The sequence below is a fragment of the Alicyclobacillus acidocaldarius subsp. acidocaldarius Tc-4-1 genome, from assembly GCF_000219875.1.
Lineage (GTDB): Bacteria > Bacillota > Bacilli > Alicyclobacillales > Alicyclobacillaceae > Alicyclobacillus > Alicyclobacillus acidocaldarius_A.
The window spans coordinates 2,038,753-2,064,265 of sequence record NC_017167.1 but is presented as its reverse complement, the minus strand read 5'-3'; the positions used below and the strand labels follow the sequence as shown (position 1 = coordinate 2,064,265).

24 protein-coding genes are annotated in these 25,513 nt (G+C 61.6%); 18 read left to right on the top strand and 6 right to left on the bottom strand.

Features of this window, described 5'->3' with window-relative positions; all coding sequences use genetic code 11:
• Positions 1-2 precede the first annotated feature (2 nt).
• Complete coding sequence (locus tag TC41_RS09970; RefSeq protein WP_014464922.1) at positions 3-785, top strand: enoyl-CoA hydratase-related protein; 783 nt, start codon at positions 3-5, stop codon at positions 783-785.
• Positions 786-884: 99 nt separating this feature from the next.
• On the opposite strand, the gene TC41_RS09965 is transcribed toward TC41_RS09970, so the two are convergent.
• The 4 genes from TC41_RS09965 to TC41_RS09950 all read right to left on the bottom strand — a co-directional run bounded on the left by TC41_RS09965 (position 885) and on the right by TC41_RS09950 (position 5,100).
• Complete coding sequence (locus TC41_RS09965; RefSeq protein WP_041695310.1) at positions 885-1,868, bottom strand: aromatic ring-hydroxylating oxygenase subunit alpha; 984 nt, start codon at positions 1,866-1,868, stop codon at positions 885-887.
• Between the two features lie 82 nt (positions 1,869-1,950).
• A complete protein-coding gene (locus TC41_RS09960) occupies positions 1,951-3,366 on the bottom strand; it encodes an ABC transporter substrate-binding protein (RefSeq protein WP_014464920.1) in 1,416 nt (471 codons plus the stop codon).
• Positions 3,367-3,395: 29 nt separating this feature from the next.
• A complete protein-coding gene (locus TC41_RS09955; protein ID WP_014464919.1) occupies positions 3,396-4,202 on the bottom strand; it encodes a carbohydrate ABC transporter permease in 807 nt (268 codons plus the stop codon).
• Between the two features lie 13 nt (positions 4,203-4,215).
• On the bottom strand, positions 4,216-5,100 hold the full coding sequence (locus tag TC41_RS09950) for a carbohydrate ABC transporter permease (protein WP_014464918.1): 885 nt from the start codon (positions 5,098-5,100) through the stop codon (positions 4,216-4,218).
• A 197-nt stretch (positions 5,101-5,297) separates the two neighbouring features.
• Between TC41_RS09950 and TC41_RS09945 the strand changes: the two genes are divergently transcribed.
• A complete protein-coding gene (locus tag TC41_RS09945; protein WP_374952873.1) occupies positions 5,298-6,617 on the top strand; it encodes an MBL fold metallo-hydrolase in 1,320 nt (439 codons plus the stop codon).
• A 33-nt stretch (positions 6,618-6,650) separates the two neighbouring features.
• On the opposite strand, the gene TC41_RS09940 is transcribed toward TC41_RS09945, so the two are convergent.
• Positions 6,651-7,865 (bottom strand): MFS transporter, encoded by a 1,215-nt coding sequence (locus TC41_RS09940; RefSeq protein ID WP_014464916.1) that lies wholly within the window; start codon positions 7,863-7,865, stop codon positions 6,651-6,653.
• 167 nt (positions 7,866-8,032) lie between these two features.
• On the opposite strand from TC41_RS09940, the gene TC41_RS09935 reads away from it, so the two are divergent.
• The 4 genes from TC41_RS09935 (at position 8,033) to TC41_RS09920 (ending at position 12,959) form a co-directional block, all read left to right on the top strand.
• Positions 8,033-10,003 (top strand): hypothetical protein, encoded by a 1,971-nt coding sequence (locus TC41_RS09935; protein WP_237699899.1) that lies wholly within the window; start codon positions 8,033-8,035, stop codon positions 10,001-10,003.
• Entirely contained in the window at positions 10,000-10,935 is a 936-nt protein-coding gene (locus TC41_RS09930; protein WP_014464914.1) for an ABC transporter ATP-binding protein, read from the top strand. Before TC41_RS09935 ends, TC41_RS09930 begins: the two co-directional genes overlap by 4 nt.
• Positions 10,932-11,774 carry an ABC transporter permease gene (locus TC41_RS09925; protein ID WP_049784357.1) on the top strand — a complete coding sequence of 281 codons (843 nt, stop codon included), beginning with the start codon at positions 10,932-10,934 and terminating at the stop codon, positions 11,772-11,774. The genes TC41_RS09930 and TC41_RS09925 overlap by 4 nt, the downstream gene beginning before the upstream one ends.
• 66 nt (positions 11,775-11,840) lie before the next feature.
• Positions 11,841-12,959, top strand: coding sequence for a sodium:calcium antiporter (locus tag TC41_RS09920; RefSeq protein ID WP_014464912.1), 1,119 nt, complete (start codon positions 11,841-11,843; stop codon positions 12,957-12,959).
• A 3-nt stretch (positions 12,960-12,962) separates the two neighbouring features.
• Here the strand turns inward: TC41_RS09920 and TC41_RS09915 are convergent, their stop codons facing one another.
• Entirely contained in the window at positions 12,963-14,264 is a 1,302-nt protein-coding gene (locus tag TC41_RS09915) for a glutamate-1-semialdehyde 2,1-aminomutase (protein ID WP_014464911.1), read from the bottom strand.
• Positions 14,265-14,388: 124 nt separating this feature from the next.
• On the opposite strand from TC41_RS09915, the gene TC41_RS16565 reads away from it, so the two are divergent.
• From TC41_RS16565 to cymR, 12 genes are all read left to right on the top strand, one after another.
• On the top strand, positions 14,389-14,535 hold the full coding sequence (locus TC41_RS16565; protein WP_014464909.1) for a hypothetical protein: 147 nt from the start codon (positions 14,389-14,391) through the stop codon (positions 14,533-14,535).
• Positions 14,536-14,948: 413 nt separating this feature from the next.
• Positions 14,949-16,211, top strand: coding sequence for a histidine--tRNA ligase (hisS, locus tag TC41_RS09910; RefSeq protein ID WP_041695829.1), 1,263 nt, complete (start codon positions 14,949-14,951; stop codon positions 16,209-16,211).
• Positions 16,212-18,014, top strand: a complete 1,803-nt coding sequence (gene aspS / locus TC41_RS09905) for an aspartate--tRNA ligase (RefSeq protein WP_014464907.1) — start codon at positions 16,212-16,214, stop codon at positions 18,012-18,014.
• A 149-nt stretch (positions 18,015-18,163) separates the two neighbouring features.
• A complete protein-coding gene (locus TC41_RS09900) occupies positions 18,164-19,759 on the top strand; it encodes a class I adenylate-forming enzyme family protein (protein ID WP_014464906.1) in 1,596 nt (531 codons plus the stop codon).
• A 317-nt stretch (positions 19,760-20,076) separates the two neighbouring features.
• A complete protein-coding gene (locus tag TC41_RS17305; protein WP_374952851.1) occupies positions 20,077-20,580 on the top strand; it encodes an ArsR/SmtB family transcription factor in 504 nt (167 codons plus the stop codon).
• A gap of 102 nt (positions 20,581-20,682) precedes the next feature.
• Positions 20,683-22,170, top strand: coding sequence for an arsenic transporter (locus TC41_RS09895; RefSeq protein ID WP_014464903.1), 1,488 nt, complete (start codon positions 20,683-20,685; stop codon positions 22,168-22,170).
• 38 nt (positions 22,171-22,208) lie between these two features.
• Positions 22,209-22,631, top strand: a complete 423-nt coding sequence (gene arsC, locus TC41_RS09890) for an arsenate reductase (thioredoxin) (protein ID WP_041695307.1) — start codon at positions 22,209-22,211, stop codon at positions 22,629-22,631.
• Positions 22,632-22,754: 123 nt separating this feature from the next.
• Positions 22,755-22,877, top strand: a complete 123-nt coding sequence (locus TC41_RS17065) for a hypothetical protein (RefSeq protein WP_258165034.1) — start codon at positions 22,755-22,757, stop codon at positions 22,875-22,877.
• Positions 22,878-22,882: 5 nt separating this feature from the next.
• On the top strand, positions 22,883-23,287 hold the full coding sequence (locus tag TC41_RS09885; RefSeq protein WP_237699898.1) for an RNA-guided endonuclease InsQ/TnpB family protein: 405 nt from the start codon (positions 22,883-22,885) through the stop codon (positions 23,285-23,287).
• Positions 23,223-23,393, top strand: a complete 171-nt coding sequence (locus TC41_RS16880; protein WP_237699897.1) for a transposase — start codon at positions 23,223-23,225, stop codon at positions 23,391-23,393. Before TC41_RS09885 ends, TC41_RS16880 begins: the two co-directional genes overlap by 65 nt.
• Before the next feature lie 423 nt (positions 23,394-23,816).
• The gene (locus tag TC41_RS09880) at positions 23,817-25,160 is read left to right on the top strand and encodes a replication-associated recombination protein A (RefSeq protein WP_014464898.1); all 1,344 of its coding nucleotides are present in this window, start codon (positions 23,817-23,819) and stop codon (positions 25,158-25,160) included.
• Positions 25,093-25,503, top strand: a complete 411-nt coding sequence (cymR, locus tag TC41_RS09875; protein WP_041695306.1) for a cysteine metabolism transcriptional regulator CymR — start codon at positions 25,093-25,095, stop codon at positions 25,501-25,503. Before TC41_RS09880 ends, cymR begins: the two co-directional genes overlap by 68 nt.
• The last annotated feature ends 10 nt before the right edge of the window (positions 25,504-25,513 follow it).

Below are 25,513 nucleotides of genomic sequence, written 5' to 3'. Positions count from 1 at the left end.
CGGTGGAACAGCCGATTGTGTGGCACAGGGGAGACGACGGGATCGCGGAGCTCGTCCTGAACCGGCCGGATGCGATGAACGCGCTCAATTACGCGCTGCTCCGCGCGCTGGAAGATGCCGTGCGCGAAATCGCGGACGACCGCGGCGTGCTTGCCGTCTTGGTGCGCGGGGAAGGCAAGGGGTTCTGCGCGGGCGCGGACCTGAAGGAGCGGCGCGGCTTGGGGCCCGACGAGGTGCGGCGCAACGTGCGCCTGACGCGCGAGGCGTTTGATCGCGTCGCGCGCCTGCCGCAGCCGACCATCGCGGTCCTGCACGGATTCGCGTTTGGTGGCGGGCTGGAGCTGGCGCTGGCGTGCGACTTCCGCATCGGCACCCGCGATCTTCGGCTTGGGCTGACGGAGACGTCGCTCGCCATCGTGCCCGGGGCGGGCGGGACGCAGCGGCTGGCTCGCCTCATCGGGCCGACGTGGGCCAAGTGGATGATCTTCACGGCCGCGCGCATCGACGCGGAGCGCGCGAGAGAGCTCGGCCTCCTGCTCGAGGTGGCGGATACGCGCGAGGCCGCGATGGACGCCGCGCGAGCGCTGGCCCGTTCCATCGCCCAAAACGGGCCGGTCGCGGTGCGCCAGGCGAAGTGGGCCATCGATCGCGGCCTGGACGTCGATTTGGCGACGGGGCTTGCCATGGAGGATGCGGCGTATGAGGGCGTTCTGCCGACGGCGGATCGGCTGGAGGCGCTTGCCGCGTTCGCGGAAAAGCGCAAGCCACATTTCCGCGGAGAATAGGCGGTGTGGGCGCCGGGCCATCGCATTGCGCACGCGCGCGGGAGGGGCTGCCCGGCGCTCTGAGGTGGAACCCGACTCACCGTCCAGAACACGACGGCCTTAGGAATCGGAATGCTCGACCGTCACGCGAGGCTCATCACCCGTCAGAAACCGATACCAGCGATGGCGGAAGCGGACCTGCGGCGCATCTGCCGGGACGTGCGCCTCCATCCGAAGCGCTTCCGGGATGGGTCTCGGGTGTTGGCTCTCGACCACGCGCTGATCCTCGCGGAGCACGCGCAGGCTGTAGCGCCGAAATAGGGCGTCCATGCCAGGGACGGATCGCGCGAAGGTGCGGCCGGCGTAACCGAGGATGCGCGTGGTCTCCTCGTCGACGGGCGTGAAGGTGACGAAGTTGAGGAAACCACCCCTTCCTTCGGTTGGCCGCAGAATCCACATCTGCGGAAACCAGTACTCGAGCAAGCCGCCGCCGTTGCGGATGAGGATGCGATTTCCTCCGTCCGTTTCAAACGACAGGCGTGGGATGGCGGCCGGCGTGCGGCGCCCGATGGTTTTGCGGTGAACGAACGCCAGGTGGGCGACGTCGAGCACGCTCTCCACGACGCGGGTGAGGTGTGCCTGCCACACATCTTCATACGGCACCAGCCGATAGGACCCGTCCGTGAGTTCCGAGAACACGCGCAACTCCGGCGGACGCGCTTCGCCGCCGAGGTAGACCCAAGTTATGCCGGCTAACTCGCACGTGGCATAGGCGCGCGTGTGGGCGAAGTCTGGAATGGGTCGATCCGGATGGGCGGGAATTCGGGTGCAGCGGCCGTCGCCGCAGAACTGCCATCCGTGGTAGGCACACGCGAGGTGCGCGCCTTCCACGCGGCCGAGCGCGAGATCCGCGCCCCGGTGCGTGCAGTAGCGGCTGAGCGCGTGAACACGCCCGGATGCATTGCGAAACAGGACGAGATCGCGCCCGGCGACGCGCGCGGCAAGCGGTCTGCGACGCGTAATCTGGGCGGAGAAACAGACCGCGTACCACGTCGCAGGGAATACGCCATCTTCGCTCGGAGCCGGACTTTTGCGGTCTGCCACTGGACAGCACCTCCACTTCTCCGTAAAGAGCATGATACAAATTATATATACCTGTTAATTTATTATGCAAGCCCCATTCAAATCACGGAGGAGCACCGGTCGCATCCTCCATGGCGCAAGGCGCCCAATATGACAGCAGGCGGCCCACAATCGGCCGCCTGCTTCTCGAAAGTCGGGTCACTGGCCCGAGTTTCCCCTGCGCGAGAGCGTTGTTCGTGATGTTCGCCATATTCTGCAGGGTGACTTGTGGCGTCTGACGACCCGCAAGCATGTTGCCAATCTGCGTGGTCATCTCTTGCTCCGCGGAGTAGAGCGAAGCGAGTCGAGGAGAGAAGTAGGCGTACTTCAGCTCGTTCGGGGCAACTCCCTGATTCGGGTGTGTCTTGATGTAGCTCGTCCATTCCGGGTTGGTGAGCGCGCTCTGCCGGACCGGGAGATAGCCCGTCTGTTCTGCCCACTCGATGGTGGATGGCACAGAAATGAGGAAGTTCAAATACTTCGCCGCCGCGGCTTTCTGAGCGGGTGTCGCTGCGTTAAAGATCACCAGATTCAAACCAGCCGTGGGGACGGCGTAGGTCACGCCCTTCGGAAGCGGCGCAACCTTCCAATGGATGTTCGGGTTATTGATGAACGACATCGCGGCCACGGTATCGAGATCCATCGCGTACGCGTTCGTGTTGAAGCCGTCGGAGAGGTATTCGTTCGCGCCGATGACCTTCGCCGCATGTTCATCCACCAGGCGTTTCATGAAATTGAGTGCTGTGAGACCCGCTGAGCTGTTGAAGGCCGCCTTGGTGTTCGAAGCATTGAGGATCTGGCCTCCTGCCTGTTTTAAAAGCATCTCAAAGGTGTAATAGTTGCCCTGCAGGCCGAGGCCAGGGATACCTTCCTTTTGAATTTTGATGGCATCCTGTTCGAGTTCACTCCACGTTTTTGGAGGCGAAGAGATCCCGGCTTTCTTCAAGTCGTCCACATTGTAGTACAAGACGTAGGCAGATTTGTTGAAGGGTACGGACATCAACTTGCCGTTGTACGACGAGTCCTGTCGCCAAATCGGAATCAGGTCATTCTGCGTGGACTTCGGAATGACGGAGTCCAAGGGCTGAATCAGCCCGTTCTGAACGTAATTCGTCTCCCACGTCTCTTCAACCTGGGCCACGGTCGGCTCAGTGTTGGAGGCGATGGCGGCCGTCAACTTCTGCTCCAATGTGCTATACGAGCCATTGAAGATGAGCTGGACATGGATGTTCGGATTTTGCTTCTCAAACTCATTCGTCAGCTTCTGAAGCTCTACACCGAGCTTTCCCGGCATGGATTCCTCAAAGGTGATGGTCACGGGTTGCGCGGTACTTGCGGCTTGTCCAGCGGAATTGGCAGACTTCGTCATGGGGATGCCTCCTCCGCCTCCTGTCTCCTCATCGCCACAGCCGGTGGCCATGAAGGTGCACATCACCACCGCAGTCGCCGTCGCCGTGATAATCCTCTTTTTGGAATTCACACTGACCTCTCCTTTCGATGAACAAAATTTTATCTAATGCCGCTGCGCGCAATGCCCTCCACAAAGTACCGCTGTCCTAGGAGGAACACAATGGCCAGTGGAACCATGCAGAAAGTCGCAGCGGCCATTAGCTGGTTGTACTCGGTCCCGACGTCCGACGTGAAGTTCATCAGACCGACGGGTACCGTGTCCAAGGACTGGGAGTTCGATACGACGACCACCCAGAGGAACGAGTTCCAACTGCCAATGAACTTAATCAGCCCTGCCGTGATCCAGACAGGCTTCGTGAGTGGCATGACGATTTGAAAAAGTGTGCGTACGGGATGCAGTCCGTCCAACTCAGCTGCCTCGAAAATCTCGCTTGGCATGGACAAAAAGAATTGGCGCATGAGAAAGATGGTGAACACGCTCACGAGCCACGGGACGATGATGCCCTGGTAGGTGCTCATCCAATGGAGCTTGGCGACCGTGATGTAATTCGGTATGAGCAGCAGCTCGCCAGGCACCATCAACGTCGCCAGGAGCGCGAGGAAGAGCGTTCGCTTACCAGCAAAATCAAGCCGCGCAAATGCGTACGCAGCCATCGCCCCAAGCGTCAGGTCAAACGCAGTTTCCACGCCAGAAATGAAGAGGCTGTTCAAAAAATAGCGACCGAAGGGCGCGGATTTCCACGCGGTCGAGTAATTGTTCCACTCAAACGGGTGTGGCCACAGGGAAGGCGTCGCCGTGAGCACTTCGCCGGCCGGTTTGAGCGACGTCGATATCATCCAGGTGAACGGCCCAAGGACGAACAGCGTGACCACAATCAGCGCCGCATAAATGAATAGCTTTCGCATGCTTGCTCCTCCATCAGGACTCGTAATGGACGCGTCGCTGCAGCGTCATCTGCAGAAGCGTGCACGCGAGAATGATGACAAACAGAATGTAGGCGGATGCGCTTGCGTAGCCCATCCGATAGTCACTAAAGCCTTCGGTAAACATGTAGTACAGCATGGTTAGACCGCTGTCGTTCGGCCCGTCGGTCGCGCCGTACAGGACGTAGACGGGTAGAAACACCTTGAAGGCCTCGATGGTGCTCATCAGAAGGACGAAGAACGTCGTCGGGGAAAGAAGTGGCCATGTGACGTGACGAAAGAGGTGCCAGCCGTGCGCGCCGTCGACGCGTGCGGCTTCGTAGTATTCGCGGCTGATGTTCTGCAAGCCTGCCAGAAAGAGGACCGATACATAGCCCAAGCTTTGCCACACGCTGAGCGTCACCAGGCAGATCATGGTGTCCTGGGGCGTGTTGAGCCAGTCCGGACCTTGAATCCCGATTTGGCGCAGGAGATCGTTCAACAGGCCGTATTGGCCGTTAAAGATCCACTGCCATACAATCCCGGTCGCTGCGATGGACGTCACGTAGGGAAGGAAGATGGCGGTTCTGAAAAACGCCCTGAAGCGAATCCTCGCGTTCAGCAGAAGCGCCACGGCCAGCCCCAAGGCCATCACGATGGGCACATACAAGACGACGAAGAGGAGCGTGTTGACGACTGCTCGGTGAAACAGGGGATCCTCAAAAATTTGGACGTAGTTTTGCAAGCCTACGAATTGCTTGTGGGGGCTAATCATGTCCCAATGAAAAAAGCTGATCACGAAGGACTCAAAGATGGGATACAGGGTGAACACGGCCAAGAGGATGAGTGTTGGCAGCAGCATCATATAGGCCGTGATGGTTCTTCGGGCCTTCAACGTCATTGCGGAATCCCTCTCAAAAGAAGCATGTCGTGCCTTGGCTTCCACTCCACCGACATTGTCACAGCATCGGTCAGACAGATCAAGTGAAGATTGAGTAAAGGGAACTTCACATAAATTCAAAATCGAAGTATGTTCTCAGCTCCTCTCGTGTGATATTCTGAAATGCTCGGCCGCGACCGAGCTTACATAAGGGAGTGATGAGTGTGGACAAGTCGACGCGCATCACATTCTTCGGGGGGACGCGCACTATCGGTGGAACCATCTGTCGCGTGAAGACGTCCTCCAGCCAAATCGTGTTCGACATGGGGCACGTGGTTCGCCCAGAATCGCCGATGTTTTCCGGCTCGTTGCGCCCGCGCTCGACGGCTGACCTGCGAGCCGTCGGCATTCTTCCGGATATTCCTGAGCTTTATCAAATCGAGAAGCCGGAGTCTATGGCGATCTGCATAAGTCATAACCACTTGGATCATACCGCGCTTTTGCCGTATATGGCAAACGAAATCTCGGTTTTTTCGACGAAAGAGACCTGTAAGATCTTGAAGCTTATCTCGGAAGCCGGAATCGAAGATCAACCTCCACTCCAGTTGACCGGCGTCGACGCCGAGACGTGGCACAGCGTCGGCGACCTGCGATTTCAGTTCGTTCCCGTCGATCACGACACGCCTGGCGCGGCTGCCATCTTCATCGCTGCGCCCGATCTGCGGCTCGTATACAGCGGGGATCTCAGGTTTCACGGATGGCGGCCCGAGCTATCGCGCGCGTTTGTCGAAAAGGCGCGCACGTTCGAGCCAGACGTGCTGCTGGTGGAGGGAACGCGAGCCGGGGACGAGGCGCGCCCGCAAGTGACGGAGCAGGAGCTCGTCCGTCACATGGTGGAAGCCATGGCGGGCGAGGAGCGAATGGTGTACTTCAACGCGTACCCGCGCCACCCCGAGCGCGTTCTCGCGTTTGCTCGTTGTGCCCAGGAGGCGGGACGCACGCCCGTGTTCGAGGCGAGAACGCTCTACGTGGCCTCCCATTTCGCGGGCGGAGTGCCAGAGAGCGTGCATGTCTGGGCGGACGATTCACTCACAGACCCTGTAAGGGAATGGCTTGCCTCTTTGAAACTTCCGCTCGTTCGCCCGGAGGACCTCCGAGACGCGCCGAGCGGGTTCGCGGCGGAACTCGCGTACGACAAACTGTGGCGCCTGATCGATCTCGGCTCCGCCGCCAACGGCCTGTACATCCACTCCAACGGCGCTCCCCTTGGCCCGTTCGATCCGGCCTGGGACAATCTCCAACGGTGGTTGGCTCACTTCGGCGTGACCTTCCGTGCGCTGGGCACGAGCGGCCACGCTTCGCTCTCCGAGATCGAACAGGCTGTCGAGGAAATCCGACCACGCGTCTACCTGCCGATTCACTCGTTTCATCCGGAGTGCGTGGTGGCGGAGGGCATCCCGCGCGTTCTGCCCGAGGAGCGCGTGGAATACACGCTGTCGGATCTTCTCGCCGCTGCGTCCGTGGCAACCCGCGCGTAGAGGGCGGGCCAGGTGATTCACTCACCTGGCCCATCACGCCGCGCGCAATTTTCGTCTTGCGAAAAGGAAAGCAGCGCTTGCGAATCCTTGGGCGCTCAGGATCATGCCAATCACGCCGCGCCAGCCCATGTCCGTCCAGAACAAGCCGCCCAAGGAACCGATGACGCTGGATCCGGTGTAATAGCAAAAGAGGTACAAAGCCGATGCCTGCGCTCGCTGCGCGCCGCCGAGCCTCCCGACGCTCGACGAGGCGATGGAGTGCGCCCCAAAGAATCCGAAGGTAAAAATCACCATACCGATGATCACCTCGGCGAGACCCCGCGCGCACGTGATGATCGCGCCTGCCGCCATGATCGCGATGTTCAGCGGCAGCACGCGATGACGTCCGATTCGATCCGCCAGGCTCCCCATGAACGATGAGCTGAACGTGCCTGCTAGATAGGCAAAGAAGAGAAGGCCGATGACGGAAGTCGAGAGGTGATAAGGCGCGCGAGCGAGGCGAAAACCCATGTAGGTGTAGAGGGACACGAATCCGCCCATGAGCAGCCCGCCTAGGAGATACAAGGCGTCCAGTTCCGGACGCTTCACCGCGTGCGCGAAGCGGGACACGATGTCCGAGACGCCGTCCCTTCTTGGGACAAAGTGACGCGAGGCGGGCAACGACCACGCCACGTAGGCGCTGAGTGCCAAGCTGACGCCCCCGAAGATGAGCATGCCCATCCGCCACGAGGCGTGATCGGCTGCGACGCTCATGAGCACGCGCCCCAGTAGGCCTCCGAGCGTGTTCCCGCTGATGTAGAGGCCCATGGCCAAGCCGAGGCTAGATGCCTCCACTTCCTCGCTCAAGTACGTCATGGCCACGGCGGGCAGTCCCGCCAGCGTCAATCCCTCCAAGGCCCGCGCGGCAACGATCTCCCAGAACGTTGGCGCCATACCCACCGCGAATTGAAGGACGCACGACGAGAACAGGGAGAACAGCATGATGGGCTTGCGGCCGAATCGGTCGGACAACGATGCAAAGATGGGCAGGGAAAGGGCGAGCGTGAAGGTCGACGCGGAGAGCGCGAGACTCGCGGCCGCCGGCGAGCGCCCGAACGCCAAACTGAACGCAGGGATAAGCGGCTGCACGGCGTACAGATTGGCGAAGATCACAAGTCCTGCAGCCAAAAAGGCGATGCTTACGCGCCGATAGACCGACGTGCCTCGCGCGATATAGCCATGATCTCCAGGTGGACGCGATGGGAGCACGAGACAAACCCTCTTCCTCGAAGCCAAGTTCACCATTTGAGGATACGACGATCTCGCCCGCAAGGCCAGCGCGTGACATTCGCAGCGAGATTCGGATGGCGGTACAATGGAACCGCATGGCCATCTCACGAGGCGTGATATGGATGCCTTTCGAAAGGGACGGTGGCATGAGGTTCGTCTCGCGCTGCCTTCGGGAACTCGATTGCAAGCCGATGGTGGCGTTCGCCGCCATCGCCGCGGCGTGTCTCGGATTTTGGACCGTTCCGGCGCCCAAAACCTTCGCGAGCGCGTCTGTGTCCATGGCGACGGCTGTGGGCTACGGCGGATACTACGTGGCGGACGAGTGGGTGCCCGTGCACGTGTGGGTGCGTAACGACGGCTCTGCCGTCATGGGGAAGCTGGTGCTTCGCGTGAGCGGGCCATCCATCGGGGATCGTCACGTTGCGGGCGCGTTGACGTGGCCGCTTTGGCTCACGAAGGGAGGGACGACGTCCACCTTTATCGACGTGCCGGGATTTGCGCTGTCGCAGGGCGCCGAGTTGAATCTTGTCCTGGATGGACGGGTTGTCTCCACTTCGTGGCTCGGAGGCAACAGCGTTTCTCATGTCGATCTCGTCGGCGTCGTGAGCGACAGTTCGCAGGCCACGCAGTTCCTCGCGGGCACGAGTGCAGACGGCACTCCCGTGTTGCCGGTTGCGCTCAGACCGCAGGACCTGCCGACGTCCGCGCAGGCGCTCTGCGATCTGAGCGCGCTTGTAGCCAACGTGGACGAGCTGGAGGCGCTGTCCAAGGCGCAGGCGGAATCGCTCGCCACATGGGTGGATGAAGGCGGGCTGCTCGTCGTGACGGGCACGGGCACCTTACCTTCAGCGCTCGGCACGCTTCCGATTGCTCCTGGCGCGTTCCAGGTGGTGGATGGGGATCCGCTCGCGCGTTTCGCGGGCACGACCGGCGGACCTGGGCAAATCGAGTCCACCGCTGGGCAGGTCGCGGCCGAGGCCCGGCTCTGGGCTGGATCGAATGCGGAACCGCTCGTTGCTAGCGAATCGTTCGGCCGGGGGCAGATCTGGCAGACGTCCTTTTCCCCGCTGGACCCTGATCTGTTGGCTTGGCCGGGGAACGCGCAGATGTGGACGGCCCTGTTTCACGACGCCGGTCTGGCGCAGGCCGCGGATGCGGCTGTCTCGGGCCTGCTTCGCCCAACGGGTGGCCTCAACTTGACGAGCGTGGGTGACGCGCTCGAGCCGCTGCGCATGCCGGGGCTGTCCACGTTTGCGCTGGTTCTGCTGGGCTATTTGCTGGCGGCGGGGCCGGTCACGTTTTACGTGCTGCGGCGCGTTCGCCGGGCGACGCTCGCGTGGGTCATTCTGCCTGCTTTGAGCGGCCTCACTACGGTGGGCATTTTCGCACTCGGCGGTTCGTCGCGGCCTGCGGGACTCCTGATGAACGGCGTCGGCGTGATGGAGCTCTTCGGGGACGGGCGCGCATTCGAGTACGGAGCGCTCGCCATCATGTCGCCGGACAGCGGGAATGACGTGCTTCGGCTGCCGCCTTCGGACGACGTCTTGACGCTGCAGAGCGATAATCAACCTGTCGCCAACGCCCTGGTGGAGCACGGCGGCGATGCTACCTCGGTTTCGCTGACCGATGTGCCGCGCTGGCACGTGCGCTATGTGTTCGCGTCCGGGTTCGCCGCAGGCGCCGGTCGGATCCAATGCAATTTGAAGGAAGCCTATGGGCTTCTGTTCGGCACGGTGACGAATGAGACGCAGATGACGCTGACCGATGTGGCCGTGGTATACAACGGGATGCTGGTCAAGGTGGGTACGCTCGCGCCGGGCCAGATGAGATCGCTCAACGCGAGCCAGGAGGTGGCGACCTCGTCCTGGATCTCCGACTATGGAGTGTACAATCGCCAACTCACGCACGGATTGGGTCGGACGCTCGGGGCCTATTTGTCCGGTTTGGCTGCTGGATGGCGTCCGAGCTCTGCGACAGCGCTTGTGCTCGCCACGGCCAATCGCGGCCTTCCCGAGTTGTCGGCGCCATCCAATCCGCGCGCGCTGGCGAGCGAGAAGACGCTGGTGCTCGTGCGCGAGTACGCACCGGTGATGCCGGTGGTGGAGGCGGGATCGTGATTCTCACGCAAAATCTCACCAAGCGGTATGGCAAGACGCTCGCGGTGAATAACCTCAATCTCAACATCGAGCGTGGAGTCATCTTCGGGCTCGTGGGCGAAAATGGGGCTGGGAAAACGACGGCGTTGTCGATGCTCGCGACGCTGACGTTGCCATCGTCTGGGCGGGCTTATGTCTGCGGCCACGAGGTGACGAGGGAACCGCAGGCGGTCCGCCGAGCCATCGGCTACATGCCGGACGCGTTCGGCGTGTACGACGACCTGACCGTGATGGAATACCTGCGTTTCTTCGCCCAGTGCTACGGCGTAGACCGGCGGACCATCTCGCGTCGAGCGGACGAACTCTTGGAACGGGTTCGCCTCGCGGACAAGCGGGACGTCTACGTCAATCACCTGTCGCGCGGGATGCAGCAGCGCCTCGAGGTCGCCCGTTGCCTGATGCACGATCCGGACGTGCTCATTTTGGACGAGCCGTCGAGCGGCCTCGATCCGAAGTCGCGGCTCGAGATGCGGGCGGTGCTCGCAGGGCTTCGCGAGTTGGGCAAGACCGTGATCATCAGCACGCACATTCTTAACGAGCTGGCCGAGGTGGCCGACGAGGTGGGCATTCTGCTGCGGGGCGAGCTCGTGGCCGTGGCCGCGGTTCAGGTCATGGTCCAGCATTCGAGCGCCTACCGCACCATTGTGATCGACGGCCGCGATCTCGGCGATCGCTTCGTCAAGGCGCTCTTTGCTGATCCGCACGTCGCCGAGGTTCGCCCGGTTTCGCCCGGGTGGGAGGTGCTCTACGCGGGCACGTTGGCGCAACAGGCGGAGCTTTTGAGCCGTCTCGTCGCAGAAGGGTTTCTCATCACGCAGTTCCGCGAGCAACCGACGGACATCGAGCAGCTGTTTTTGCGCCTCGCCGCCATCCAGGAGGGGGTGATGTCGTGAGGGTGCACTTGAACCCCTTGCTCCTCAAGGAGTTCCGCCAGCGCATGCGCACCATTCGGGCGCCGCTCGTCATCACGGCGTATCTGTTTGCGATGAGTGCGCTTACCGTGTTTCTTCTGTATGAAAACGTGCAGGGGCAACTGTATTTGGTCCAGCCCACGAAGAGTCAGCAGGTCTTTGCCCTGGTCAGCCTCTTGCAGATGGTGGTGGTGGTGTTTTTGGCGCCGGCTTTTGCGTCCGGCTCGGTGAGCGGCGAACGCGAACGAAAGACGCTGGCGGTCCTTCTGACCACGCCGGTCGGCCCTTTTGGCATCCTGTTTGGGAAGGTCGTGTCTTCGAGCGCGCTGTTGGTGCTGCTCGTGGTGCTGACCTTGCCCGTGTACAGCCTTGTGTTCCTGTATGGCGGTGCTGTCCCGGCCCAGGTCGCGTCCGTGCTCGGGTTTCAACTGGTGACCATTGTGGTCATCTCAGCGGTCTGTGTGCTGTTTTCGACCATCGCGCTCCGGTCCACGTGGAGCACGGTGTTTGCGTACGGCAGCGTGGGCCTCATGACGGTGATCTTCGGGGCGCTCGGCTACGGGCTGAAATCGCTGTACGAACAGAATCCCATCGACTACTCGGCGCTCGTGTGGTCCCACTTTTTCTACGCGCTGGATCCCCTCTACGTCGAAGCTGCGTTCCTGGGTGTGGTGTCCGCGAGACCTCATGCGTGGGTGCCATTTGTGGAGTTTTACGCGGCCGTGATCGCCATCCTGTTGATCCCGAGCCTCTGGCGGCTCAGGCCGCAGTGGTTCTCGTGGTTGCCCTTCGTGAGTGGCACCGAGAAGCAATACCAGTGAGAGCGGGACTCGTCGGTGGGTGCTTGTCATAGCGAGGGCGGGATGCGCGTACAGGTGTAAGGACCTGTGCGCGTGGGGGTGGACGAGGTGACGGCCGTCGGGATGGCCTTCGGGCTCTGCATGGTGTTGTTCGGCGCGGAGCTCTTCACCAACGCCGTGGAGTGGCTCGGCGTCAAGCTCGGCCTGGGCGAGGGGGCAGTAGGGAGCGTGCTCGCGGCCCTTGGAACCGCCTTGCCCGAGACAGCGGTCCCCATGACGGCGATGGTGCTCGGCGGCGGGCACGATGCGCAGCAGGTTGGCATGGGAGGGATTCTGGGAGCGCCTTTTCTCTTGGTGACTCTGGGCGGCCTGGTCCTCGCGCTCGCTGCTGCGCTGTTTCGCGCAGGCCGGCATCCGCATGGAATGGGGGTCAGCAGTCGGGCCTTTCTGCGCGATCTCGCCTTTTTCCTCGTCGGTTTTTCGCTTTCTCTCGCGCCCGCGGCGTGGCCAGTGCCGGCGGTCAAGGTGTCGGTCGTGTGTCTGCTTGTCACGTGGTACGCCGTGTTCGTTGGCGCGCACTTGCGAGATGGCACAACGACAGGGTCCGCGTCCGACCTGAGACCTCTGTACCTGAACCTTCGCGGCGGCCAGCCGGCCTCGGTCGCGGTTCTTCTCCAGCTCGCTGTCGCGCTTGTCCTCGTGGTGGGCGGCGCACATCTGCTCACGAAGGGCGTCGAAACCCTCGCGGCGCAGATGCAAATGCCCACGTTTCTCCTTTCCGCCCTCATCATTCCCCTTGCGACAGAATTGCCCGAGACGCTGAACAGCGTCGTCTGGATGCGAGATGGAAAGGACGGCCTCGCGGTCGGCAACATCACAGGCGCCATGGTGTTTCAGGGGACGCTCGTGCCCGCCATCGGCATGCTGCTCACGGACTGGGCGTTCACGCGCGCCGCGTGGTGGACCGCTTGCCTCACGATCGCCGCCGCCCTGTTTCTGCTGGTCGCGGTGCGCCTGACGTCGCGCGTCGAACCGTGGGCGCTCGCCTTTGTCTCCATCGCGTACTTTGCGTTTCCTCTCGCCGCGCTCCATCCGAACGCGCTCCCGCCGTCTGTGCGCTTCGCGCTTTGGGCGGCCATGTCGGCCGCGTCAGCGCTCGGCGCCTTCCTGCTCGTGCGTAGACGCAGCCTGCCCTCTCGCCGCTAAGCTTTACACTTCCCGCGCGAGATCGCGAAATACCGCCTCGAGAGCCTCCGCTGTCTCCTCGATGTCGGCGTCGCTGTGCACCGCCGAGACAAACCAGGCCTCATATTTGGACGGCGCGATGAGGATGCCGCGATCGGACAGCAGGTGGAAGAAGCGCGCGAATCGTCGGCTGTCTGTTCTCGTGGCCGCGTCGTAATCGCGCACCGGTTCGCGGCCAAAATAGATGGTGAACGCGCCACCGACGCGGTTGACGACGATGTCCACCCCGTTTGCGCGGGCCGCCGACTCGGCCACGTCCACGAGAAACGCCGCGCGGCGCGCCATTTCGTCGTACAGCCGAGGATCGGACAGCACGCGCAGGCACGCCATGCCGGTGCGCATCGAGAGCGGGTTGCCGGCCATTGTGCCGGCCTGGTACGCTGGCCCGAGCGGCGCCACCTGTTCCATGATGTCCCGCCGTCCGCCGTAGGCGCCGATGGGCAATCCTCCGCCGATGATCTTGCCGAGCACGTACAGGTCTGGATGCACGCCGTACAGCTGCGCCGCGCTTCCGTAGTGAAAGCGAAATGCCGTGATCACCTCGTCGAAGATGACGAGCGCCCCGACTTCATGGGCGAGATCAATCACGTCGGCCAAGTACCGGTCGTCCACGGGCGGCACAATGCCGAAATTGCCCACAATGGGCTCGACGAGCACGGCTGCGAGTTCCGGGCCGTGCGCGGCGAGCGCTTCCTTCAATGCGTCGCGATGGTTGAAGGGGACGGTGACCATCTCACTTGCGACGTTGCGCGTGACGCCCGCGCTGTCCGGCACGCCGATGGACGAGGGGCCGCTCCCAGCCGCCACGAGCATCGCGTCGGAATGGCCATGGTAACATCCGGCGAACTTCAGCACCTTCGTACGCCCCGTGTAAGCGCGCGCGACGCGGACCGTGGTCATCACGGCCTCCGTCCCGGAGTTGACAAATCGAATGCGCTCAAGGTCCGGGATGGCGGCGCGCAGCATCTCCGCAAACTCTACCTCGTATGGGGTGGGGGTGCCGTAGAGCACACCGTCCTCCGCCGCTTCCTGAATTGCGCGCGTGATGGCTGGATGCGCGTGGCCGAGGATGGACGGGCCGTAGCCGGCGAGGTAGTCGATGTAGCGGTTGCCGTCCACGTCGTACAGGTAAGGCCCTTCGCCGCGGACCATGACCACGGGCGTGCCTCCGCCCACGGATTTGTACGATCGCGACGGACTGTTTACGCCACCCAAGATGACCTGTTCAGCTCGTTTGAACCAAACTTCGGATTGCGGTCGTTCCATGCCACGTTCCTCCTTCGCGCACCATTGTTTCAACTGCGCGAGGCGCCGTCAAGGGAAGCGGCGATGGCATCGTCGGTGCGCTCACGGGGCATCGTAGGGAAAAGGCCTGCGGAGGAGATGGATCATGCGGCTGTCGCCCCTTGACGTGGCGCGAAGATCGATGCAACAGATGCACATGGCGGTTGGCAATGCGCAGGAGGTGCGGGCGCTCGGCCTGGAACGCGGGATCCCGACGGAGAAATCCTCGCCAGATAAGCCGTACCATCGGTGATGAATGTTGGGGTTGGGTCGCCTTGAGCGATTTGACACACCGTTTGCGCCTTCCTTATAATTCGCGATAGCACCATGCGACATGTTGGATATCGCCATCGTAGATGAAGAAGCAGAGTACAAGCGGTTTGGGCTGTTCCAGAGAGAGTGCGCCGTGGCTGCAAGCGACTCCAGCCTGCGTTTGGAAAGACGGCTTCGGATATCGCGCTTGCCGTGTCACACGGTGGGCGCGCGTGGACGGCGCGTTACGCCGAAGAGGGGAACCCAACAAGGTTCAAGCAGGGTGGCACCGCGGAAGCGCTCTTTCGTCCCTGCCGATGTGGATCGGCATCGACGAAAGGGCGCTTTTTCGCGCAGACAGACGGAACCGCGCATGGGATCCCCTTCGGCGGACAGAAAAAGGAGGGAGCGCGCGTGGAGATTCGGCGGCCGAGAGGCACGCAGGACATTTTGCCGGGCGCCGTGGAGGCGTGGCAGGCGCTTGAGGCAGTCGTGCGGGACGTATTCGAACGAGCGAACTACGAGGAGATCCGCACACCCATCTTCGAACACACGGAGCTGTTCGAGCGTGGCGTGGGCGAGACCACGGACATCGTGTCCAAGGAGATGTACACCTTTCTGGACCGCGGCGGGCGGAGCGTGACCCTGCGCCCGGAAGGAACGGCCGGCGTCGTGCGAGCTTACGTGGAAAACAAGCTGTACGGCCAAGGCGGATTGACCAAGGTGTATTACCTAGGGCCGATGTTCCGCTATGAGAAGCCGCAGCGAGGCCGGCTGCGCCAACTCCATCAGGTGGGTGTGGAGGTGCTCGGGTCCGAGTTGCCGGCCATCGACGCCGAGGTGATCGAGCTCGGCTATTCGCTTCTGAAAAAGGTCGGCATGCGCGACATGACCGTGGAACTGAATTCCGTGGGCTGCAGCGTCTGCCGGCCTCGTCACCGCGAGAAGATGATCGAGCGCCTGTTGCCGCACAAGGAGGAACTGTGCGCGGACTGCCAGGTGCGCCTCGAGAAGAACCCGCTTCGCTTGTTCGACTGCAAGAACGAGTCGTGCCAACAGGTTTTGCGCGAAGCGAACGTGCCGTACATCGTCGACGAGCTGTGTGACGATTGCCGCAAGCACCTCGACGCGGTGGAAGGGTACCTCCGGGCCATGGACGTGCCCTACCGCCTCGAGAAGTCGCTCGTCCGCGGCCTGGATTACTACACGCGGACGGCGTGGGAGATCACCGTTCCGAACTTCTCGACCGTGCTCGGTGGCGGGCGCTATAACCGGCTGGTCGCGGAACTCGGCGGACCCGACGTGCCAGGGATTGGCTTCGCCGCGGGGATGGACCGCGTCCTTGCCGTGCTCGAGGCGCAGGGCGTGTCACTGGGCGAGAGACCGCCGCTCGACGCGTTCATCTGCGTCGCGGACGAAACCGCCGAGCACACCGCCATGGCGGTCCTCACGTCGCTCAGGCGGCTCGGCATTCGATGCGATCGCGACTACCAGGGTCGCAGCCTCAAGTCGCAGTTTAAACAGGCGGACCGCCTTGGGGCGAACTTCGCCGTCGTGATCGGCGAGAGCGAGCTCGCCAAGGGAGCTGCCACCGTCAAGCACCTGGCGACCGGTGAGCAGCGCGACGTGCCGTTTGGGCAGTTGGCGGATCGGATTCGCGAAGGAGGATGGGCATAAGTGGTGGAGGAGAAGCAAGTCGTGGCATCGCGCTGGCGCACCCACTGGGTGGCCGACACAGTGCGCGTAGAACCCAAGTCCGAGGTGCGCCTCGCCGGCTGGGTGCAGCGCCGGCGCGATCTCGGCAGCGTCGTGTTTGTCGATCTGCGCGATCGCACCGGGATCGTGCAGCTCGTGTTCGATCGCGGCCGCGGCACGTCCGATGAGGCGATGGAGATCGCGGACCGGCTGCGAAGCGAGTACGTGATCGTCGTGGATGGCACCGTGGAGAGGCGCGATCCCGATACTGTCAATCCGAAGATCGAGACGGGCGAGATTGAGGTCGTGGTGAAAGGCGCGCGCATCGAGAGCGCGGCCAAGACGCCGCCGTTTTACATCGAGGACGGCATCCAGGTCGAGGAACCCGTGAAGCTCCGCTATCGATACCTCGATCTCCGCCGCCCGGAGATGCAGCGCATCTTCGCGCTTCGCCACCAGGCCGTCCGGGCGTTTCGCCGGTATCTCGACGATCACGGCTTTCTCGAGATTGAGACGCCCATGTTGACCAAGTCCACGCCGGAGGGCGCGCGCGATTACCTGGTTCCGAGCCGCCTGCAGCCCGGGGAGTTCTACGCCCTGCCGCAGTCGCCGCAGATCTTCAAGCAGCTGCTCATGGTCGCGGGCTTTGAGCGGTACTATCAGGTGGCGCGCTGCTTCCGCGACGAGGACCTGCGGGCGGATCGGCAACCCGAGTTCACCCAGCTCGACATCGAGACGTCGTTTCTCCCGAAGGACGAACTCATGTCGATGATGGAGGACATGATGGCCTCCGTCTTCAAGGAAGTGGCGGGCATCGAGGTGCCGCGGCCGTTTCTGCGCCTGCCATACCAGGAGGCCATGGACAAGTACGGGTCGGACAAGCCGGATCTCCGCTTCGGCATGGAGATGGCGGATCTCGCCGATCTCTTCGCGGGCACGAGCTTCCGCGTCTTCGCAGACGTCCTGGAGAAAGGCGGGGTCATTAAGGCGCTCGTGGCGCCCGGCTGCGCCTCCTACAGCCGCAAGCAGACGGACGATCTCGTCGCGTTCGTCAAGCCGTACGGCCTTGGCGGGCTCGCGTACGTCGCGGTGCAAGAGGACGGGTTCAAGTCGTCCATCGCGAAGTTCTTCACGGACGACGACTTTCGCCGAATCGCCGAGCGCGCCGGCGCCAAAGTGGGCGATCTGGTGCTCATCGGCGCCGGGCCGCGAGATACGGTGCTGCCGGCCATGGGCGCGCTCCGGCTGCACCTCGGACAGGAGCTGGGCCTCGTCGACGAGTCGCAGTACCGGTTCCTGTGGGTGACGGATTTCCCGCTCCTCTCGTGGGACGAGGAGGAAAAGCGCTGGGTGGCGGAACACCATCCGTTCACCATGCCGCAGGAGGAAGATATTCCGCTGCTCGACACCGATCCCGGCCGGGTGCGTGCGCAGGCGTACGACATGGTGCTGAACGGATATGAAATCGGCGGCGGGTCCATGCGCATCTATCGGCGCGACGTGCAGGAGAAGATGTTTGCGGCGCTTGGCTTTTCGCGGGAAGAGGCGCAGGAGAAGTTCGGCTTTCTCTTAAATGCGTTCGAGTACGGCACGCCGCCGCACGGGGGCATCGCGTTTGGGCTGGACCGCATTGTGATGCTGCTCACCGGGGCCAAGTCGCTGCGCGACGTCATCGCGTTCCCAAAGACGGCGAGCGGCACGGACCTCATGGTTGGCGCGCCGAGCGAGGTGTCGGAGGCGCAGCTCGAAGTGCTTCATCTGCGCATTCGAAAGACGAAGGATTGAAGGATGGGCGCGGCTCAGTGGGCCGCGCGGCTCGTTTCTTGGCGGGAAGCAGGGATGGCGCGAGAACGGATGGAATACATCCGTGGATAGAGGAGGCTCACATGACACAGACACGAGCCTTCCACATCACGGAATGAGGGTGTATATCCATGCCGTTTCTGCACGAGTGGCTCCGCCTTCACGCGCTTGAGCGCCCGTCGCATCCCGCGGTGCATTTTTTGGGAACCCACCTTTCCTATGCAGAGCTTGACGCCTACGCCTCGGCCATGGCGGCGCTGCTCGCGGATTTAGGACTGCGGCGAGGCGATCCCATCGCGCTCTTTTTGCCGAACATGCCGCATTTCCTCATTGCGAAGCTTGGTGCCGAGCGGGTCGGCGTCCCCGTTTCCCCCGTGAGTCCTCTCGCCAAGGAGTGGGAACTCGAATATCAATTGCAGGACCTGGGTGCGAAGCTTGTCATCTGTGACGACGAACGGATGGCGGTGGCGAGCGCGGTCTGCGAGCGGCTCGGCATCCGGCATCTATTCTCTGCGTCCATGTCGGATTTCTCGCGCGAATCCTGCGACTTGGGCGAAGCCACAGGGAAGTCGAAAGACGACCGCAACGCGCTTGTGTGTGCGCTGCGCGATAGGCTCGGCAGGTCCGCGCAGGCGCCCGTAGACGGAAACGACACGTGCCTCATCATGTACACGTCGGGATCCACCGGGATGCCGAAGGGCGCGATGCTGACGTGCGCAAACGCGGCGTACAAAGCCGAGGCGGTGGTGGCGGCGTCGAAGTTGACGGAGGCCGACGTCGTGCTCGGCGTGATGCCGCTGTGTCATATCGCAGGGCTCCTCATGGGTGCTTGTGCAACCGTGCGCGCCGGAGCCACGCTCGCCCTGCTTCCCAAGTTCGATCCGGAACTGGCCATGGACGCCATTCAACGCCATCGCGTGACGGTGATGTACACGGTCACGCCGATGAATCTGGCCATCATGGAACACCCGCGATCGGGCGACGTGGATTTTTCGAGCCTCCGTTTGAATCCGTGCACGAGCTTCGGCGTTCTCGTGACGGACCGCGTGGCGGCCGAGTGGAAAGCGCTTACGGGCGCGCCGCTCTACGAGGCCGCGTATGGCCTGACCGAGACCCACACGGCGGATACGCAGATGCCGCTCGACGCGATTCGCTACGGTACCCACGGCAAGCCGATTCCAGGCACGCGGATTCGCATCGCGCCGTTGGACGATCCCACGGGAGCTCTCTCTCCTGGGGAAGCAGGCGAGATTTGGATTCGCAGCCCGGGCGTGATGAAGGGTTATCTCCGCCGGGACGACGCGACGCGGGAGGCGATTCAGGACGGATGGCTGAGAACCGGCGACATCGGCTTCCTAGATCAGGACGGATATCTCGTCTTCCGCGGCCGCAAGAAGGAGATGATCAAGTGCTCGGGGTACAGCGTGTTTCCCGAAGAGGTCGAGCATTGGCTGTCGCGGCACGAGGCGATTCGTCAGGTGGCCGTCATTGGTGTCCTGGACGCGCAAAAGGGCGAAGTGGTCAAGGCGTTTGTGGTGCTCAACCCGTCATACGTCGGCAAAGTGACGGAGACGGATATCATCGCGTGGAGCCGCGAGAAGATTGCGCACTACAAGTGTCCACGTCACGTCGAGTTTCGCGACGCGCTGCCTGCCACAGGCACCGGGAAAATTCTGCGGCGCGTCCTTGCGGAAGAGGAAGCTGTGAAGCGGAGACAAGCGACCTGACGGGGGATGGTTGGCGCGCGGTGAAGTGACCGTCGCGCACCAGATACCACGTGGTCGCTGATGAAACAAAGTTCTTGTGCGACGGTGTGGAACGAACGCAATGGCCAACGTTAGGGCGGGTCTTAGGCTCTGGAACGGACCATCCTGAGGAAATGAAAGGCCGGCTGTGAAGCGAGTCGCCGCGCACGCTGTCCAGATGGGGCATGAGCGCGGCGACCATGATGTTTCGCATCCTCCTGCCGACCATACAATCAATGCGGAGTTCGCCATGAATTCGTCGATGGGAGCACGCGTGCATCGGTCGATGGGGATGTGAAATGGCACACTTGATCGGGCCCGGTGTCTGTTGTATAGTACATTTATCAATATCGATATTGATGGTGATCGATATGAAAAATGATATCCTCCTCGACCGTCTTCACGCCTTGGCGGACAAGAGCCGATTTCATATTCTTCAACTGATGGCCAAAGGCACAATCGCAACGTGCTGCGATCGTATTGAGGCGTATGAAAATGGGTGCTGCGTCGCAGATGTGGTGGCTGTCACTGGACTATCACAACCAACTGTGTCTCACCATCTCAAAGTTCTCGAGAGGGTGGGATTGGTTCGCAGAGAATCCCGCGGTCCTTGGACTTGTTACTTTCCAAATCCTGAAGCGCTACAGGAGGTGGTTCACGCGCTGACGACTGAACTCATCACGCCAGTTGATTCTCACCAAAATGAGAAAGGAGCGTGTTGTCCATGTTCGCCTGGAAGCCCCACGTCGCCATCAACGTGCGAAACCTTGGATTGCAAGTGTCGTCTACGGAAGAAGTCCTAGCTGCTAAGACACGATTGGAAGAAGCGTGGCTCGCGACCTTTGACGAGATGAATACTACGTGTTGTTACGCGCTGCAGGACAAGATTTGGGCAACAGATCCAAATGGGGTTCGTTGGGAAGTTTTCGCGGTCCTTGACCAAGAAGACGACCGTGTACCTGGGTCAAGGATTTTGGTCGAAAAGTCCACAGAGACATGTTGTACGACCTGTCCGACAGGTTCCTCGTCGTCGGAATGAAAGAAGCATCCAAATCCACGGTCATGTTGGTTTGGGCACGTTCACAACAAGGAGAGAACTCATGACGTACGTCGCAGTTTCGTTGTTTTTGGTCACGCTCACCTTCGTCATCTGGCAACCAAGAGGCTTGTCGATTGGCTGGAGCGCGATGGGAGGGGCGGCGCTCGCGCTTCTGTTGCACGTGGTTACCTGGCGCGATGTGTGGTCTGTAACGCAAATCGTGTGGGACGCGACCCTTGCTTTCGTGGCCATCATTGTGATTTCCACGGTGCTTGACCAAGTCGGATTTTTCGAGTGGGCAGCCTTGAAGATGGCGAAAGCCGCGCGCGGAGATGGGAAGAAGGTCTTCGTGTATGTGATCCTTCTCGGGGCCCTTGTGGCTGCCGTGTTCGCCAACGATGGCGCAGCCTTGATCCTCACGCCCATCGTTCTGGAGAAGATGAAGCTCCTCCAACTCGATGCCCGTCGCATGTTTCCGTTCGTCATCGCGAGCGGCTTCATCGCGGACACCACGTCGCTTCCGCTTGTGGTGAGCAATCTTGTGAATATCGTGTCGGCGGATTATTTTCACATTGGTTTTCTGACCTATTTTGCGAAGATGGTTGTGCCCGATCTCGTCTCCCTTCTGGCGAGCACCGGGGTCCTGTACTTCTATTTCCGAAGGGATATCCCTGAGCGTTACGAACCAAATTTCCTTCCTCGTCCATCCCAAGCTGTTGTACACCGAGGACTATTTCGCGCGTCCTGGATTCTCCTCGTTGCGCTCATGGCAGGCTACATGGTGACGGAGATCGCGCATGTGCCTGTGTCGCTCGTGGCTGGGACCATCGCCATCGCCTTACTGGTGTATGGTGGCCGAGTCCGGGTGATTCAGCCCTGGTCCGTCATTCGGGGCGCGCCGTGGGCGATTGTGTTTTTTTCCGTCGGCATGTACGTCGTGGTGTATGGACTGCGAAACGTGGGTCTGACGAGCCTCCTTGGGGGGCTCATTCAAGTCCTCGCCGATCACGGTCTGCTGGCAGGCACGCTTGGGATGGGCTTTCTCGCGGCCGTGCTGTCGAGCGTGATGAACAATATGCCGACCGTGATGATCGACGCGCTCGCCATTCACGGCGTGCATGTTTCACATCTGGTCAAGACGTCGCTCGTGTATGCCAATGTCATAGGCTGTGACTTGGGTCCGAAACTGACGCCCATCGGATCGTTGGCGACACTTCTTTGGTTGCACGTCCTTCGTCAAAAGGGTGTCAACGTCACCTGGGGCACCTACATTCGCACGGGTGTCATCCTGACGATGCCGACGCTGTTACTCACCCTGATGGGGTTATATGGGTGGTTGGCGATTGTGAACTAGTGTTCGCTGTCGCAAATATGGGAGAGGAGTGTAGCTGTATGTCACGCAAGCGAATTTATTTTCTTTGCACTGGGAACTCATGCAGAAGTCAAATGGCTGAAGGATGGGCTCGCCATTTGGGAGGAGAGCGGATCGAAGTTCAGAGTGCGGGCATCGAGGCGCACGGATTGAATCCCCGCGCCGTGCAGGTGATGCAGGAGGTGGGGATTGACATTTCGCATCATCGGTCGAAGCTCATCGATCCGGACTTTCTCGAACAGGCGGATTATGTCATCACCTTGTGCGGTGACGCGAACGATCGCTGTCCCGTGACACCGCCGCACGTGAAACGCCTCCACTGGGGATTTCCCGATCCAGCTAAGGCGACGGGATCGGAGGAAGAGATTCTGAACCAATTTCGCCAGGTTCGCGATGCCATCGGCGCGCAGATCCGGGCGTTTCTTGAGAAGGAACTGCTATGAATGTCGATGTGCGAATCGCGACACGATAAGACATAACGGCGATTTGTCGATTTACAACCAAGGCATTGAAGATCGAATTGCGACGTTGGAGCCGGATTTCAAGGATATGTCCTACTTGGAATCGTGGTTTCTCAACACAACAGCCGATATCCGGTCTTTGTGGCGACCGTAGGTTCGAACATCGTCGGTTGTGCGGATCTGCATCCGTACTCGCAAAGCCGCTCGTCCGACACCTTCGCCGCTTAAGGCGGTTGTCGAAGCGGCATAGCCGAAAGAGACCAGGCTCGCGAAATCGGCGGAAGTCGGCGCTGGCGCTTGCCCGGCTGCACCGGAAGATCCGCAACATACGGCAGGACTTTTTGCACAAAGTGACGACGGAGCTCGCGAAAACCAAGCGAGTGATCGTCATCGAAGACCTGCATGTGCGAGGCATGGTGCAGAATCGAGCGTTGGCGCGAGCCATTTTCGGACGTGGGTTTTTGGCGAGTTTTCGGCGAATGTTGACGTACAAGTGTGCGTGGTATGGCTCGGAACTCATCGTGGCACCACGGTTTTTACGCGAGCAGCAAGACGTGCTCGGCGTGCGGGTACGTGATAAGCGAGCTACCATTGTCGGCGCGGGAGTGGACGTGCCCGGCGTGCAGCACGCGGCATGACCGCGACATCAACGCAGCGAAAAATCTTTTGAGAATCAGTACCGCGAGTTCCGCGGGAAGTGACGCCTGTGGAGATCCCTCTGGCGGGGCGGCCTTGGGTTGCTAGCCATGGGTTCGTGTAGCGCGTGAGAGCTTCGCGTCGACATGCCGAGACCCATGTTTCCCCGAGCGAGCTTCCTGAGGTCGCTTTCTATGCAGCGGTTTAGTGCTCTGCCCAAATTGTGTTCGCCAAGGTTCCTTACGGAACTCCATGCGTACAGGGGTTGGCCAGGGTTTGCTTTCATAGAAAAATTCAAGGTACAAAGGGAAACATACCGAATTGGCCGCAAACAATCCTCATGGTTTCCGCGATGCGGCGCATAAGCCGAGAAGGACTTCGATGACAGCGCTCTGTGACATGTCGGCGCGGTGACATCCCCCTTCGGGAACGCGACACTGCCCCTCCTTTTCCTCCGTCCGCAAAGCGTGTATAATCGTTAAAAGTTGAGTGGACGACTAGGAATTGCGCAGCCGTGTGAGGCGAATGCGAATGGATCTCTTTTCACTTGCTTCGGAACACGAAGCGGAGCGCGAGGCTCCGCTCGCCTACCGGATGCGGCCGAGATCGCTCGACGAGATGGTGGGACACCAGAATCTCGTGGGCCGAGATGGAATCCTGCGGAGGATGATCGAGCGGGATCGCCTGATGTCCATCATTTTGTATGGGCCGCCCGGCACTGGGAAAACCGCCATTGCCGAAGTCGTTGCGCGCCACACCAAGGCGCGCTTCATCCCGCTGAACGCCGTGACGTCGGGCATCGCCGATGTGCGGAAGGCCGTCGAGATCGCGCGAGAGGAGCGGGATCTGTACGGGCGGCGCACCGTAGTGTTTCTCGACGAAATTCACCGCTTCAACAAAAGTCAGCAGGACGCGCTGCTGCCGCACGTGGAGGCGGGGCTCCTCTCGCTCGTGGGCGCGACGACGGAGAATCCCTACTTCGACGTGAACGCGGCGCTGTTGTCGCGATCGCACGTGTTTCGCCTCGAGCCGCTTTCCCCGGATGACATCGGGCGCCTGGTGGACATGGCCATTGCGGACGAGGAGCGCGGACTTGGCCGCATGCGGGTGCGGCTTCACCCGGATGCGAGACGTGTGCTCACCCTGCAGGCGCGGGGCGACGCCCGGCGGGCGCTCAATTTGCTCGAGCTCGCTGCCTTCGCGGCGAGAGTTGGGCCCGACGGTGCCACCGAGATTGGCATGCGCGAGGTTGAGGTGGCGCTCGAGGCGAGCGGTGGGCCTCGCTACGATCGCGCAGGCGACGATCACTACGACACCATCTCTGCGTTCATCAAATCGGTGCGCGGATCGGACGTGAATGCAGCGATGCTGTGGCTCGCGAAGATGCTCGAGGGCGGCGAAGATCCCGCGTTCATCGCGCGCCGGCTGATGATTCTGGCGGCCGAAGACGTGGGTATGGCGGATCCGAACGCGCTGCCTATCGCCGTGAGCGGCTGGCAGGCGGCCATGGCCATCGGTATGCCGGAGGCGCGGATTGTGCTGGCGGAGGTGACCGCGTACCTCGCAAAGGCGCCGAAGTCGAACAGCGCGTACAGGGCTATCAACCTCGCGATGGAGGACGTCAGGTCTGGTTTGCCGCTCGAGGTGCCGCTGCATCTCCGGAGCACGGCGTACAAAGGGGCCAAGGCCCTCGGGCATGGGGAAGGCTACCTGTATCCACACGATTACCCGGGCCATTACGTCGAGCAGAACTACTGGCCCATCGGCGTCGAGCCGCGCGTGTACTACCGGGAAGGAGACGATGACCGTGAAGATCTCGACAAAGGGCCGCTACGGCCTGATGCTTCTGGTCGATCTCGCCGAACAGCAGAGTGACCAGCCCATTTCTCTGAAGTCCATTGCGGAGCGAAACAACCTATCGGAGCACTACCTCGAACAGCTCATTGCGCCGCTTCGCAACGGCGGCTTCGTGCGGAGCATCCGGGGCGCCTACGGTGGGTACGTGCTGGCGAGGCATCCGCGCGAGATTGTCATTGAGGACGTGCTTCTCGCGCTCGAGGGGCCCATCACCATTGTGGACGAGGAGATGGATGACGGCCTGCAGGTGCTGTGGGACAGGCTGAGGGAGGCCATCCACGACGTGTTGTCGTCCATGACGCTGCAGGATCTCGTCGAGCTGCGCCAGGGGTCGTCGCAGGGCTACATGTACTACATCTGAACCGTGGGGG

What these genes read in the sequence shown, in the direction of transcription:
- TC41_RS09955 (WP_014464919.1), bottom strand. Translation starts at nt 4,202, where the DNA reads ATGCGAAAGCTATTCATTTATGCGGCGCTGATTGTGGTCACGCTGTTC.
- TC41_RS09950 (WP_014464918.1), bottom strand. Translation starts at nt 5,100, where the DNA reads ATGACGTTGAAGGCCCGAAGAACCATCACGGCCTATATGATGCTGCTG.
- TC41_RS09945 (WP_374952873.1), top strand. Translation starts at nt 5,298, where the DNA reads ATGAGTGTGGACAAGTCGACGCGCATCACATTCTTCGGGGGGACGCGC.
- TC41_RS09935 (WP_237699899.1), top strand. Translation starts at nt 8,033, where the DNA reads ATGAGGTTCGTCTCGCGCTGCCTTCGGGAACTCGATTGCAAGCCGATG.
- TC41_RS09915 (WP_014464911.1), bottom strand. Translation starts at nt 14,264, where the DNA reads ATGGAACGACCGCAATCCGAAGTTTGGTTCAAACGAGCTGAACAGGTC.
- TC41_RS16565 (WP_014464909.1), top strand. Translation starts at nt 14,389, where the DNA reads ATGCGGCTGTCGCCCCTTGACGTGGCGCGAAGATCGATGCAACAGATG.
- TC41_RS09900 (WP_014464906.1), top strand. Translation starts at nt 18,164, where the DNA reads ATGCCGTTTCTGCACGAGTGGCTCCGCCTTCACGCGCTTGAGCGCCCG.
- TC41_RS17305 (WP_374952851.1), top strand. Translation starts at nt 20,077, where the DNA reads ATGGCACACTTGATCGGGCCCGGTGTCTGTTGTATAGTACATTTATCA.
- TC41_RS09895 (WP_014464903.1), top strand. Translation starts at nt 20,683, where the DNA reads ATGGGGTTCGTTGGGAAGTTTTCGCGGTCCTTGACCAAGAAGACGACC.
- arsC (WP_041695307.1), top strand. Translation starts at nt 22,209, where the DNA reads ATGTCACGCAAGCGAATTTATTTTCTTTGCACTGGGAACTCATGCAGA.
- TC41_RS09880 (WP_014464898.1), top strand. Translation starts at nt 23,817, where the DNA reads ATGGATCTCTTTTCACTTGCTTCGGAACACGAAGCGGAGCGCGAGGCT.